Origin of the sequence: Campylobacter sp. US33a, assembly GCF_004378855.1 — a bacterium.
Lineage (GTDB): Bacteria > Campylobacterota > Campylobacteria > Campylobacterales > Campylobacteraceae > Campylobacter_D.
Map to the genome: position 1 here is coordinate 86,422 of NZ_RYYL01000008.1, position 13,625 is coordinate 100,046.

The following is a 13,625-nucleotide window of genomic DNA, read 5'->3' on the forward strand; positions in this document are numbered from 1 at the left end:
TAATAAATTCTTGCCAAAATGACAAGAAATTACATTATATAGCAAGGATAAGTATATCTTTGTAAGCTTTTAAAATATGATCTTTAAATTCTTTAGAGTGTATTACTTCATTGATGATTTTAGTTTTTTCACTATTTTTTTGGCTTTCATGCACCACAATATGATTGACAAAAGGCGAATCTTTACTCTCTAAAAATAAAGCATCTTTTGGCATCAAATTTGCACCTAGGGCATAATTTGAATTAATCACGGCAAAATCAACATCTCCTAAAGCCCTTGGAAGTTGTGCGGCTTTTAACTCTTTAAATTGGATATTTTTAGGATTTTGCGTGATATCTAAAGGCGTTGCATTGGCTTTTTTACTAAGTGTGATGAGCCCTGCTTGCTCTAAAAGCTCTAAAGCTCTGCCTTCATTGGTTGGATCATTTGGAATAGCAATGATGGCATTTTGCGGCACTTGTTTTAAATCTGTATATTTTTTAGAATACACACCCATAGGAGGCAAGACAACAGGAGTGCTAGCAACTAATTTTGTGCCTTTATTGGTATTAAATTCTTCCATAAAAGCTTTGTGTTGATATAAGTTTGCATCCAATTCCCCTTCGTTTAAGGCCAAATTTGGAGTGATATAATCTGAAAATTCAACGATTTTTAACTCATAACCCCTTGCTTTAAACAAGGGTTTGCTAAATTCTAAAATCTGCGCATAAGGAACCGGAGTGGCTCCTATGGTTATGATTTTATCATCGGCTTTAAGGCTAAGAGTGAGTAAAAATAATAAAGCAATTTTAATCCATTTCATTTTTAAACCTTAAAACGCAGGAATAACTGCTCCGTTGTATTTTTCTTCGATGAATTTTCTTATTTTTTCACTATTTAAAGCCTTGCTTAGTGCTTTGATTTTTGCACTGTCTTTGTTTTCTGGCTTAGCAACAAGGATATTGACATAAGGACTGTCTTTTGATTCTATAAAAATAGAGTCTTTAACAGGATTTAAACCTGCGGCTAAAGCGTAATTTGAGTTAATCACTGCTATATCAGTAGAGTTAAGAACTCTTGGAAGTTGTGCGGCTTTTAACTCTTGGAATTTAAGATTTTTTGGATTGCTTGTGATATCAAGCGGGGTTTTTAAAGGCTTATTAGTAAAACTTACAAGTTTTGAACTAGCTATGATATCTAAAGCTCTGCTTTCATTGGTAGGATCATTTGGTACAGCGATTAACGCTCCTTCCTTTAAGTCATTTAAATTTTTATATTTTTTAGAATAAACCGCCATAGGCTCGATATGCACCTTTGCAACACTAATTAATTTCGTGCCTTTATTGGCATTAAATTCATCTAAATAAGGTTGATGCTGGAAGAAATTCGCATCTAATTCACCATTATCTGTGCTTAAATTTGGCAAAACATAGTCGTTGAATTCTTTGATTTCCAACTCATAACCCTCTTTAGCAAGTAGATCTTTGGTTTGTTCTAAAATTTCAGCATGAGGAACTGGAGTAGCTCCAACTATGATTTTTTCAGCTGCAAATAAGCTTGTGCTTAAAACTAAAGCCGCAGTGAGTGTTTTTAAGATATTCATTGTATTTTCCTTTCAAATAGTCATTTTTGTGCTTGCTTTACTCTAAAATCGCTCTGACTATTTAAATAGAAATTTAAGATAGTCAGATACTAACGCATCTGAGACATCATGATATACCTTTCATTAAATTAAAATTAAAGATTTAAAATGCTACAAAAAAATATCTTAATTATAAATTAAATTAAGATATTTTTACACTGAATTATTTTTTGCTTATTTTATATAAAGCATTGCCGCTCATTTGGACAAATTGTACGAGTAAAATCAAAACCACGCTAGTTTGTATCATAATATCTGTTCTAAATCTTTCATAACCATAGCGAATCGCAACATCACCAAGTCCACCTCCACCAACAGTTCCAGCCATAGCAGAAAAACCAATGATGACAATAAGAGTTAAAGTAAGTCCATTAATCATACTTGGTAAAGCCTCGGTAAAAATGACTTTAAAGATGATTTGTAAATTACTTGCTCCATAAGACTTTGCCGCTTCGATAATGCCTTTATCGACTTCTTTAAAAGAATTTTCGAGCATTTTAGCTAAATAGGGTGCAATACCTATGGTTAGAGGCACTATCATAGCACTTGTTCCTATGCTTGTGCCAGCGATGATTTGTGTTAGAGGCATTAAAATGATGATTAAAATGATAAAAGGAAAAGAACGCAAGATATTGACAAAAAAATCTAAAATATTATAAGCACTTTTATTCTCACACAATCCTTCTTTATCCCAAATGGCAAGTAAAATTCCAGGAATAATGGCAAATAAAAACCCCAAAAAAGTCGAAACAAGACTCATATATAAAGTTTCCCAAAGTGCAGGTATGATGATATTTTCGAAATTATAAATTAAATTTTGCATCAAACAATCTCCCATAATACGCCACTTTTTTCTATGTAGGCTAAAACTTTTTCTTTATCTTTGGCATCTATATTAATGACTAAATTTCCCAAAGCAATGCCGTTTAATTTTTCTATTTTACCCCAAACAATGTTAAAATCGATATCCAAGGTTCTTGCCATATGAGTAATTACACTATTTTGTGCTACTTCTTTTGGAAAATATAGTTTGATATTTAGTCCATGATCTGGCAAAAAGTCACTTTCTCCTAAAAATTCTTTCATTTTTTCATTAGGCTTTAAAAATAATTCATCAATTGCACCATTTCCTATGATTTTGCCTTGTTCTAATAAAAGTGCTTTAGAAGCAATGTCTTTAACTACTTCCATTTCATGGGTAACCAAAACAACGGTTATTCCGAATTCAGCATTGATTTTTGCAATGAGTTCTAAGATATTTTTTGTTGTATTAGGATCAAGGGCTGAAGTGGCTTCATCGCTAAGTAGAATTTTTGGATTTAATGCTAATGCTCTAGCAATAGCAACGCGTTGTTTTTGTCCCCCACTCAGTTCAGCTGGATAAGCCTTGCTTTTATGAGAAAGTCCTACGATATTTAAAAGCTCATTCACCCTTTTAGCAATATCATTTTGGCTCATATAATCTTTTTTGAAAAGTTGCGAATAAACCTTACTTTGAGTGTAGTGAGTTTTTAAAGGCATTGCGACATTTTCAAAAACACTTTTTCTATTCATGAGTGCGAAATTTTGAAAAATCATTCCTATGTCTTTTCTTAGTATTCTAAGTTCTTTGGGCTTTTTTTGCCTGAGTTCTTTAATCTCTTTATCAAGCACCTTTAAACTGCCTTCTTGATAATCTTCAAGCCCGTTGATACACCTTAAAAGAGTGGATTTTCCAGCACCACTATGTCCTACTATGGCATAAATTTCGCCTTTTTGAATTTGTAAAGAAACATCATTGATAACAAGTTCTTTGCCATAATATTTTTTTAAATTTGCAATCTTTATCACTTTTATGCTCCTAAATTTGAAAGCTCTTCGCAAATTTTATCTAATTGTGTTTTGATATTTAAAAGCTGATTTTTGTTTTGTTCTACCACTTCACTTGGCGCATTTGCGACAAATTTTTCATTACTTAACATAGAATTTAATTTATTAAATTCTTTTTCTAGTTTTGTTTTTTGATTGTTTAATCTTGCTAAAACTGCACTTAAATCCAAGTCTTGTGTAGGGATAAATACTTCTAAATTTTCGCTTACATCGCAGATTGATTTTTCTAATTTTTCTTGTATGAATTCTACATTTTCACATTTGGCTAGGGTTTGTATGAAATTAATATGAGTTTTTAGCTCGCTTTCTAAATTTATATCGTTAAGCTTGATGCAAGCCTTTTGAATTTTTGAATTTCCTAGATCCACTAAGCTTTTTGCACGACGCAAAGAAACTATACTTTCTATGATGATACTAAATAATTTTTCGATTTTTTCATCTCTAAAATTAAATTTAGGATATCGTGAAATCATAATGGACTCATGAGTTTGTAAAGAAGTTTTGCTAAGCTCATGATATAAATACTCGCTTATAAAAGGCATAAAAGGATTTAAAAGTTTTAAAGCTTCTTTAAATATACTTCCAAGTTCTTTTATGCTTGATTTTTCTGCTTTACTAAGTTCTATACCCCAATCGCAAAATTCATCCCAAAAAAATCTATAAAGCGTGTTCGCAGCATCATTAAAACGATAATTGTCTAAATTTTCTCTTGTTTCTTTTACACAAAGTTCAAAACGAGAATATATGTATTTTGCTAGATTTGATTTGATTTCTATGTTTTGCAAATCTTCAAATTTTTCCTCATTTAAAAGTAAAAATTTACTTGCATTATAAAGCTTGTTGGTGAAATTTCTAACTTGTAATAATTTATCGTTGCTTAATTTTATATCTCTACCTTGGATAGCTAAAAGCGCAAGAGTAAAACGCAAAATATCTGCGCTGTATTCTTCGACGCTTTGAGTAGGATCTATTACATTTCCTAAGCTTTTGCTCATTTTTCTACCTTGTTCATCTTTTACAAGGGCGTGTAAATAAATATCTTTAAAAGGTAATTCATTTAAGGCATTAGTGCTTTGAAACATCATTCTAGCAACCCAAAAGAATAAAATATCAAAACCGGTTATCAATAAAGAATTTGGATAGAAATTTTTTAAATCATCTTCATTCCAAAGTTTTTCTTTGCCCCAGTTTTTATTGCCCCAACCTAAAGTACTCATAGCCCAAAGACCTGAAGAAAACCAAGTATCAAGCACATCAGGATCTTGTTTGAAATTTTTGCTTTGACATTTTGGACATTGACTTGGATTTTCTTCGCTTGCCCATTCGTTGCCGCATTCGCAGTAATATACAGGTATTTGATGACCCCACCAAAGTTGTCTTGAAATACACCAATCTTTTAAATCTCTCATCCAAGCATTAAAGCTATTTATCCAGTGAGCTGGGTAAAACTTGCTTCCGCCAAGATTTACCTTTTCTATGCTTTCTTTTGCAATTTCGCTTTTAACAAACCATTGTTTGGAGATATAAGGCTCTACGACATTTTTGCAACGATAGCAATATCCTATTTGATTGGTATAATCTTCTATCTTTTCTACAAAGCCAAGCTCATTTAATTTAGAAATGATTTTTTCTCTTGCTTCTAATCTTTCTAAACCTTCAAATTCTAAGCAGTGATGATTTAAAATACCTTTTTCATCAAAGACAGTGATAAATTCAAGCCCATGTCTTAAGCCTACTTCATAGTCGTTTGTATCATGTGCAGGGGTTACCTTAACAAAGCCTGTTCCAAATTCCATATCTACATGCTCATCGGCTATGATTTTGATTTTTCTTTCTACTAGGGGTAAAATTACTTCTTTGCCTATTAGATGCTTATATCTTTCATCGTTTGGATTTACCATTACCGCGGTATCTCCAAAATAAGTTTCAGGTCTTGTTGTGGCTACTACTACATAGTCTTTTTTGTTTTCTAAGAAATATTTTAGATGATAAAGCTTGCCTTGATTTTCTTTGTGTTCAACTTCTATATCGCTTAAAGCTCCATCATGTGTGCACCAATTAATCATATAATTATCACGCACTATAAGTTTTTTATCATAAAGATCAACAAATGCTTTTTTTACGGCATTTACAAGTCCTTCATCCATAGTAAAACGCAAACGACTCCAAGCTGGAGTTATTCCTAAAATTCTCATTTGTTTTACTATGGTACCACCGCTTTGTTCTTTCCATTCCCAAACTTTTTTTATAAAATTTTCTCTTCCAAGTTCTTCTTTTTTTATACCTTGGGCTAGGAGTTGTTTTTCTACTACATTTTGAGTAGCAATTCCTGCATGATCTAGTCCTGGTTGATAAAGGGTTTTGTAGCCATCCATTCTTTTATAACGCGTAGTAATATCTTGTAGGGTGCAAGTAAGTGCATGCCCTATGTGTAATACTCCTGTGACATTAGGAGGCGGCATCATAATACAAAAATATTTATCTTTTTCTTGAATTTTTTTATTACCATCTATTTCAAAATATCCACGATCTTCGCATATTTTATAGTATTCTTTTTCTAAATTTTTATCATACATAATTTTGCCTTGAAAATAAAATGGCATAAGCTTAGCTAAATTTTGCTAAAGAAGTATTTAAAAAGTTAAGATTAAAAACTGATCTCAACTTTTCGGTATTGATATCTTTGCTCTTCTGAATTTCTAGCATTTTTAGGATAATTTTCTTTTCCAAAAGATACAATCTCTATCTCTTCACTAAAATTTAAGAAAAAATGAGCTAAATATGTACCCCTTTTTAAACCCAGCATATAGTTTGCAAAATCGCTACCTTTTCCATCAGAATAGGCTTTGATTTTTACGAGTTTAATTAGGGAGTTATTTTTATAATTTTCAATAAAATCTATTAAAGAATTTTTATTGCTAAAATTATCTATTTCATTGGCTTGATAATGGAAGTTAATCGATTTTTTGGTGAGATTGATATAATCTTGGGGATTTTTATTTTTTTTATTTTTCAGACTTAAATTTTGCAATTTTAAAGACATGTTATTATTATCAAATAGAGTAATGAGAATTTTAATCTTTGCATCTTTAATGTTTTCATATAAAGGTTTAAACATATCTTTTAGAAGCTCTAGGCGATAATCACTTAATTCTTCGCCATTTTTAATATAAATTTGAAAGTTTTTATTGCTAAGTTCTTTAACAAGGCGATCTTTTTTGTTTTTTGATGCACTTTGTTTTGCTTTGGTGTTTTCTTTAGTTTCTTTTTTGTTTTTTGTTGTTTGAGGTTTTGTTTTTTGTGACTCACTTTCTTTTGGGATTAAAATCGTAGGTGGCATATCACTGATAAAATGCTCTTGTGGAATTTGTGGATTTTCAAGTATATCTTCATCGTGTGCGTTGGCAATTTGACTTCTTTGTTTTTCTTTGCTTTCAAAAATGCTTTGAGTGCTTGTTTGTAAAGTATTGTTTAGTTCTAATGGAGTATTTGTAAGGTTTTGTTCTTCTTTTTCAAAATTTTGACTTTTTTCATCCATGCTGATATTCTCATCATCTAAAGGTAAATTGTATTCTACTACATTCACTTCGCTATTGTTTTCATAAAAACGATCTAAATTTAAGAATAAATAGCAAAGAAAAGCTCCGCAAAATCCAGAAACTATCATCAAAAACAATACAACAATAAAGCTTTTTGCTGACATAAACAATCCTTAAACAAAAAATAATTTTTGTATTTTAGCCAAATTTATAATTTTTAAGTAATTTTTTTTTATAATTTGCATTTTTTTAAGGAAAATGATGCCACTTTCAAGACTTAATGAAGAACAACTAAATGCCGTTAAAGCTCCTTTTGGACATAATTTAATCATAGCAAGTGCAGGAACAGGTAAAACTTCTACTATCGTTGCTCGCATAGCCTATCTTTTAAATCAAGGCATAAGTCCTGAAAAAATTATGCTTTTAACCTTTACCAACAAAGCAAGTAAAGAAATGATTTCAAGGCTTAATCGCCATTTTGCCAAAAATATCACTTCAAAAATCATTGCAGGAACTTTTCATAGTACCGCTTATACCTTGCTTAAGGAAGCCGATCATAATATCATGTTAAAACAAGCTAGTGAGCTAAAAACTTTATTAAAAAGCGTATTTGAAAAAAGAACTTTCCATCATTTAAGCGATCTTAAGCCTTATATGCCAAGTTATTTATATGATATTTACTCTTTATTTCAAAATAAAAGCAAAGATGAAGATTTTGTAGATTGGTTTATTAAAAATTACGGAGAGCAAAGTATTTATGCTGAAATTTATGAAGATATTTTAAAAGAATACGAAGAGGAAAAAAAGCGTTTTAATTATGTCGATTTTAATGATTTACTTATCAAGCTTAAAGAACTTTTAAAAACCAAAAAATACGATTTTGAAGAAATTTTAGTCGATGAGTATCAAGACACAAATACTTTACAAGGTTCATTAATCGATGCTTTTAAAAGTAAAAGTTTATTTTGCGTGGGTGATTATGATCAAAGTATTTATGCTTTTAATGGTGCAGATATTGGAATTATTGGTGGTTTTAAAGATAGATTTTTGGACGCTAAAATTTTTACGCTTAATAAAAACTACCGTTCCTCTAAAAGCATACTCGCTCTTGCTAACAAAGTTATTTTAAATAACGAAAGGCTTTATCCTAAAGAACTTATAGTCACAAGAACAGGCGAGTTTAAAGCACCGGTTTTGTTGACTTTTAATGAACTTTTTGATCAGTATCAAAATATAGCTAAAATCATTTTAACTAGCGGGGTAAAGTTAGAAGATATTGCAGTGATTTTTCGTAATAACTCAAGTGCTGATGGCATCGAAGTTGCCTTAAGGGAACAAGGTATTGCAAGTCTTAGAAAAGGCAGTGGGAGTTTTTTTGAAAGCTCGGAGGTTAAAGCATTTTGTGCCTTACTTGCTATAGTTTTAAATCCTAAAGATGTTATGGCTTTTATACACATTTTGAGTTATTGCAAGGGTGTGGGTGGGGTGCTGGCTAAAGACATTTTTGATGCTTTATTAAAACTTGGTGAAGGATCTTTAAAAAAAGGATTTTTGGAGCCAAATTTAAGCGTGAATATCAAAAAAAGTGCCAAAAGAAGCTATCAATTAGGGCTTTTTGATGATTTAGAAGATTTAGCAAACTCCGATCGTTTTTCTTTGGAGTCAAATTTCAATTCTCATCCCATATTGGCTTTACCAAAAATCAATGAAAGCTGTGCCAAAAATTTAGAAAAAATGTATTTTTATATACAAAAAGCTTTGGGTTGTCGTGGTTCTAGCGAACTTGTAAATTTGGTTTTAAATCACGAACTTTTTGCTGAAATTTGTGATATTTTAGCCACTAAAAGGGCGACAAACAAATCAGGCCATGTTGATTTGCTTAAAAAAAGCGAGGCTTTAGAAAAGATTAATTCCAAAATGGTTGTTTTAAAAGAATTAACAAAAAATTATTCTGATATTTATAAATATTTTAATTTTCTCACTCTAGGTTCTAGCGAAATGAGTAGTGGAAAAGGCGTGAATTTGCTAAGCATACACGCAAGTAAAGGCTTGGAGTTTGATTTGGTTTTTGTGATTGATCTAGCTCACGGACGTTTTCCTAATCAAAAATTAATGTCCATGGGTGGCAGCTTAGAAGAAGAGCGCAGACTTTTTTATGTAGCCGTAACGCGTGCGAAAAATACCTTGTATCTAAGCTATGCTAAGTATGATAAGATCAAAAAAAGCAATTACGCTCCATCTTGCTTTTTGATAGAAGCAGGACTTTGCAAGGGTGAAAAAGCTTAGCGTCCATACAAAACATTTTTAAAATTTCTAGCTATCATTTTAGCTCTTGTGAGTATCACTTCCGACATCTCTTCATTATAAAGCTCATTAAGACTTTTTTCAAATAAGTTAAGCCATATATCAAAGAATTCTTGTGGAAAAGGTGCTAAATCCATATGTGCTTTTAAAGGTTGTCCGTTGTAATTTCCTTCTCCAAGCAACATTCCTTGCCAAAAATTTCCAATTTTTTCTTTATGTTCTTGCCATTCTTCATTGCTTTCTCCTATGGCTTTGTTGAAAATTGGTCCTAAATTTTCGTCATATCTTATTTTTTCATAAAAGTTATGCATAAGTTTTGCTATGCTTTGAGCATCGATGGTTTCGTATTTCATTTGTATATCCTTTTTTATTTTTTTGAAAAATTAGCAAAAAAATCTTTATAAAAAAATGACTAAAATCAATTTTAAAAATTTATTGCTTTTATTATGCTGAAGATAAGAACATTTCAGAATACTTTTTTGTCACCTTGAGTCTATAGATAAATGATCTCTGTTTTAAAAACTCTAATTATCTAAAATACAGATAATTCCATTAGAAGAATAGAAGATTCTTCGCTATTATTTAGAATAACAGATTGGCAATAACTCCAAATCGATACTAGGCATAGGGATTCTTCGTTGTGTTTTGCTTCACTTAGAATCAATATATCAGTGATAATTTAGAATAATAGATATTTAAATGATAATAACGGCTCAAAATTCCTTATTTAACATTAAAAATCATGTGAGTTTTTATAAAAATTTTACCACTTCATCAAAAGAAAATCTTGCTTTTTTAGGGATTTGACTGTCTTTTTTATATCCTAAAGCGATTAAAACTGTGCTTTGTTCTTTTTTGATATCTAATTTAAAATATGTATCTAAAGCATTTTTATCAAAGCCGCCTATAGTGCAAGTGCCAATATCTAGCAAGGTTGCCGCATAAAGCATGGAGCCAAGTGCGATAAAAGCTTGTTCTCTTGCGTAAGCTAGTTTTTGATTTTCATTCATATTTTGCAAAAAAGGACTATAGGTTTTTAGTCTTTTTTCTAATTCTTCTTTGCTTAAATTTCTTGCTTTTAATTTATCTTCAAAATACTCTGTAAAATCAAGCCTTGAAACGATAGCGATGATAGCGCTTGCTTCTTTTACATGGTTTTGATTGTTAGCAATTTTTGCGATTTCTTCTTTTGATTTTTCATCTTGCACCACTAAAAATCTCCAAGGCTCAAGCCCTAAAGAACTAGGACTCATCACACCGGCCTTAAGTATAAAGTTTAAATCCTCGTTTTTGATTTTTTCGTTTTTAAAATTTCTACACGAAAATCTTTTTTCAAATAGTTCTAAATTTTTCATAAGTATTGCACCACTTCCTTAAAATCTAATCTTTGTTTTTTATATTTTGGCTCGTCTTTTTTGTAGCCTAAAGCTAAAATTACTGCACATTCAAAAGGCTTTTTGATATTAAAAATTTTTTCAACTTCTTCTTTCTCATATCCTCCTATCATACAAGAATCAATACCTAAATTCATCGCCGCTAAACTCATTTGCATTAAAGCTAGATAGCATTGAAGTTGAGCATAATGAAAAAGTTCTTTATCATTCATTTTATCTGTTTTGTGAGTATAAATTTGTAACACTTTCTTAAAATGCTCCTCATCTTTGCAAAATCTTCTTACTTGCTTTTTGGCAAATTCATCTTTTGACTTAAGATCGCTTCTTGCTAGTAAAATGATATTATGACTTGCTGTGGCGACATTTTCTTGATTATAGCAAGCTTGACTTAGTAAAATATTGTCTTCTTTTTTAGATAAAACTAAGAATTTCCAAGGCTCAAAACCATGGGAGCTAGGGCTTAAAATTCCAGCATTAAGTATGACTTCTAAGTCTTTTTGATTTATTTTGGTGTCTTTGAAAATTTTACAAGCGTGTCTTGTTTTTATCGCTGTGTCAAAATCCATTCTCATTCCTTTTTTACTTTTAATCTTGCTACAAAATCTTAACATAAATTTTTTATTTCTTTTTCAAGTTTTGGTTTTATAATTAGATTTTTAAATTTTTTAGATAAAGGAAAAAAATGAAAAATACCATACTCACCCTACAAGATCAAAAGAAAAATCAAGACAAAATCATCATGCTAACCGCTTATGATTATTTTAGTGCAAAACTTGCTGATGAGGCTGGGGTTAATGTGATTTTAGTAGGAGATTCTTTGGGAATGGTGGTTTTGGGTTATAAAGATACTTTAAGTGTGAGTATGCAAGATATGCTTTTTTGCTCAGCTGCAGTTGCTCGTGGGGCAAAAAACGCCTTTGTTTTAACGGATATGCCTTTTATGTCTTATCAAAGCAGTGTTTATGATGCACTTGTAAATGCCGGTCGTTTAGTTAAGGAAGGGGGTGCAAATGCGGTGAAATTAGAAGGAGCCGATTTTTGTGAGCATATTAGTGCTATCAGTAAAGCTTCCATTCCTGTTGTGGCGCATTTGGGGCTTACGCCTCAGTCTTTGCACACCTTGGGTGGATATAGAGTGCAAGGTAAATCTTTGGAGGCAGCTAAAAAGCTTATCGATGATGCAAAAGCCGTACAAGATGCGGGTGCAGTGATGCTTGTTTTAGAATGCGTGCCCGAAAAACTTGCCCAACTCATCACTAAAAAACTTGAAATTCCAACCATCGGCATAGGTGCTGGCAAATATTGCGATGGACAGGTTTTGGTTTATCATGATTTACTTGGTTTAAATGATGAATTTAAACCGAAATTTGTCAAGCATTTTGCCAATACAAAAGAAGTGTTAAAACAAGGTATAAACTCTTATATTAAAGAAGTTAAAGAAGAAAAATTCCCGAGCCTAGAACATAGTTTCAGTATAGATGATGAACTCATAGAAAAATTGTATTAAGGAAAAAATATGCAAATCATTGAAAATTTAGATGAAATCAAAAAAATCACTCAAGATTATAAAAAACAAAATTTAAGCATAGGTTATGTGCCAACAATGGGATATTTGCACGAAGGACATGCCAGTTTGATTAAAGCTGCAAAAGCAAGCAATGATAAGGTTGTGGTAAGCATTTTTGTCAATCCTATACAATTTGGCAAAAACGAAGATTTAGCAAGCTATCCAAGGGATTTAAAGCGCGATGCTAAGCTTTGCGAAAGTTTGGGTGTGGATGTGATTTTTACGCCTAGGGTTGAAGATTTTTATGATGAAGAATTTTGCACTTTTGTGGATTTAACAAGACTGACTAATGAGCTTTGCGGTTTAAGTAGGGAAGGGCATTTTAGGGGAGTTTGCACGGTTTTGACTAAATTTTTTAATCTCATTAGTCCAAACAAGGCTTATTTTGGCCAAAAAGATGCGCAACAGTGTATGGTGGTAAAGCGTATGGTTAAGGATTTAAATATGAATTTAGAGCTTGAAATTTGTCCTATCATTCGCGAAGAAGATGGCTTAGCTAAAAGCTCGAGAAATACTTATTTAAATGAGGAAGAAAGAGTGGCGGCAAGATGCTTAAGTCGTGCGATTTTTTTGGGTGAAAAATGCGTTAAAGAAGGCGAAAAATGCACTCAAAATATCATTAAAGCTATGAAAGAAGAGCTTAACAAAGAGCCTTTGGCAAAAATTGATTATGTAAAAATCGTCGATGCAAATTCTATGCAAATCTTAGATAATATAAAGGCAAATACCCAAGTTTTAGGCGCTATTGCGGTTTATATCGGCAAGACAAGATTGATTGATAATTTTTTATTGACGATTGATTGATTTTAAAAATCTCTAGATTTAAGCCGATTTAAAAAAAAAAGGGGGGGGGTATACTTCACTAAAAACCCCACGCAAAAACCCATTATCCTTTTTATCCTGCTATTTTATAGCACTAAGTCTTATAATTGCTATTAGGTGTGTTGCTTAGGCGATAAACCTACAGTGATTTGAAGCACCCACATTGCCATACTGAGCAATCCTTCGCGTTGCTTGGTGACAAACCCTCACCATTGCGAACCTCGGAACTTCTCACGCAATAAATTTTAAGAAAACTTTGATGGAATTACTTCGTTTAAGTGATTAATTTCTCTTGGTGGGAAAGGTGCTACTAATGATAGAAAAGATTTTAAATGTAATTTTAATATTATTAGAAGTAATAAACGAGCTGATTAAATTGCTTAACCAGCTCTCTTAAAATACCAAAAAAATTATAAGAAAGCCTTGTTTAACCTATACTTAAACAAAATCCACGCCAAGAGTGCAAGGCTCTTGGATTTACTAAACCCCATTCGCTCGTCGTTTTAAGC

At 31.6% G+C, this 13,625-nt stretch carries 11 protein-coding genes and 1 pseudogene; 3 read left to right on the forward strand and 9 right to left on the reverse strand.

What is annotated here, in order from left to right:
- Positions 1 to 34 precede the first annotated feature (34 nt).
- From ELQ16_RS07495 to ELQ16_RS07520, 6 genes and pseudogenes are all read right to left on the reverse strand, one after another.
- Positions 35 to 802, reverse strand: coding sequence for a MetQ/NlpA family ABC transporter substrate-binding protein (locus tag ELQ16_RS07495; RefSeq protein WP_134238929.1), 768 nt, complete (start codon positions 800 to 802; stop codon positions 35 to 37).
- A 9-nt stretch (positions 803 to 811) separates the two neighbouring features.
- Positions 812 to 1,582 carry a MetQ/NlpA family ABC transporter substrate-binding protein gene (locus ELQ16_RS07500; RefSeq protein ID WP_134238930.1) on the reverse strand — a complete coding sequence of 257 codons (771 nt, stop codon included), beginning with the start codon at positions 1,580 to 1,582 and terminating at the stop codon, positions 812 to 814.
- Positions 1,583 to 1,790: 208 nt separating this feature from the next.
- A pseudogene (locus ELQ16_RS07505) lies at positions 1,791 to 2,426 on the reverse strand (methionine ABC transporter permease); the annotation flags it as partial.
- 17 nt (positions 2,427 to 2,443) lie between these two features.
- On the reverse strand, positions 2,444 to 3,451 hold the full coding sequence (locus ELQ16_RS07510; protein ID WP_134238932.1) for a methionine ABC transporter ATP-binding protein: 1,008 nt from the start codon (positions 3,449 to 3,451) through the stop codon (positions 2,444 to 2,446).
- 2 nt (positions 3,452 to 3,453) lie between these two features.
- Positions 3,454 to 6,066, reverse strand: coding sequence for a valine--tRNA ligase (locus ELQ16_RS07515; protein ID WP_134238933.1), 2,613 nt, complete (start codon positions 6,064 to 6,066; stop codon positions 3,454 to 3,456).
- 71 nt (positions 6,067 to 6,137) lie between these two features.
- Positions 6,138 to 7,193, reverse strand: coding sequence for a hypothetical protein (locus ELQ16_RS07520; RefSeq protein ID WP_134238934.1), 1,056 nt, complete (start codon positions 7,191 to 7,193; stop codon positions 6,138 to 6,140).
- A 97-nt stretch (positions 7,194 to 7,290) separates the two neighbouring features.
- Between ELQ16_RS07520 and ELQ16_RS07525 the strand changes: the two genes are divergently transcribed.
- A complete protein-coding gene (locus ELQ16_RS07525) occupies positions 7,291 to 9,315 on the forward strand; it encodes an ATP-dependent helicase (RefSeq protein ID WP_134238935.1) in 2,025 nt (674 codons plus the stop codon).
- Here ELQ16_RS07525 and ELQ16_RS07530 read toward each other — a convergent pair.
- From ELQ16_RS07530 to ELQ16_RS07540, 3 genes are all read right to left on the reverse strand, one after another.
- Complete coding sequence (locus ELQ16_RS07530) at positions 9,312 to 9,686, reverse strand: group III truncated hemoglobin (RefSeq protein ID WP_134238936.1); 375 nt, start codon at positions 9,684 to 9,686, stop codon at positions 9,312 to 9,314. The genes ELQ16_RS07525 and ELQ16_RS07530 overlap by 4 nt on opposite strands.
- 399 nt (positions 9,687 to 10,085) lie before the next feature.
- Entirely contained in the window at positions 10,086 to 10,688 is a 603-nt protein-coding gene (locus ELQ16_RS07535; RefSeq protein ID WP_134238937.1) for an NAD(P)H-dependent oxidoreductase, read from the reverse strand.
- Positions 10,685 to 11,293 carry an NAD(P)H-dependent oxidoreductase gene (locus tag ELQ16_RS07540; protein ID WP_134238938.1) on the reverse strand — a complete coding sequence of 203 codons (609 nt, stop codon included), beginning with the start codon at positions 11,291 to 11,293 and terminating at the stop codon, positions 10,685 to 10,687. Before ELQ16_RS07540 ends, ELQ16_RS07535 begins: the two co-directional genes overlap by 4 nt.
- Positions 11,294 to 11,409: 116 nt before the next feature.
- Between ELQ16_RS07540 and panB the strand changes: the two genes are divergently transcribed.
- The gene (panB, locus tag ELQ16_RS07545) at positions 11,410 to 12,234 is read left to right on the forward strand and encodes a 3-methyl-2-oxobutanoate hydroxymethyltransferase (protein ID WP_134238939.1); all 825 of its coding nucleotides are present in this window, start codon (positions 11,410 to 11,412) and stop codon (positions 12,232 to 12,234) included.
- Positions 12,235 to 12,243: 9 nt separating this feature from the next.
- The gene (gene panC, locus ELQ16_RS07550) at positions 12,244 to 13,098 is read left to right on the forward strand and encodes a pantoate--beta-alanine ligase (RefSeq protein ID WP_134238940.1); all 855 of its coding nucleotides are present in this window, start codon (positions 12,244 to 12,246) and stop codon (positions 13,096 to 13,098) included.
- Positions 13,099 to 13,625 lie beyond the last annotated feature (527 nt).

Coding starts and splice junctions, on each gene's coding strand:
- ELQ16_RS07530 (WP_134238936.1), bottom strand. CDS start 9,686: ATGAAATACGAAACCATCGATGCTCAAAGCATAGCAAAACTTATGCAT.
- panC (WP_134238940.1), top strand. CDS start 12,244: ATGCAAATCATTGAAAATTTAGATGAAATCAAAAAAATCACTCAAGAT.
- ELQ16_RS07515 (WP_134238933.1), bottom strand. CDS start 6,066: ATGTATGATAAAAATTTAGAAAAAGAATACTATAAAATATGCGAAGAT.
- ELQ16_RS07535 (WP_134238937.1), bottom strand. CDS start 10,688: ATGAAAAATTTAGAACTATTTGAAAAAAGATTTTCGTGTAGAAATTTT.
- ELQ16_RS07495 (WP_134238929.1), bottom strand. CDS start 802: ATGAAATGGATTAAAATTGCTTTATTATTTTTACTCACTCTTAGCCTT.
- ELQ16_RS07540 (WP_134238938.1), bottom strand. CDS start 11,293: ATGGATTTTGACACAGCGATAAAAACAAGACACGCTTGTAAAATTTTC.
- ELQ16_RS07525 (WP_134238935.1), top strand. CDS start 7,291: ATGCCACTTTCAAGACTTAATGAAGAACAACTAAATGCCGTTAAAGCT.
- ELQ16_RS07500 (WP_134238930.1), bottom strand. CDS start 1,582: ATGAATATCTTAAAAACACTCACTGCGGCTTTAGTTTTAAGCACAAGC.
- panB (WP_134238939.1), top strand. CDS start 11,410: ATGAAAAATACCATACTCACCCTACAAGATCAAAAGAAAAATCAAGAC.
- ELQ16_RS07520 (WP_134238934.1), bottom strand. CDS start 7,193: ATGTCAGCAAAAAGCTTTATTGTTGTATTGTTTTTGATGATAGTTTCT.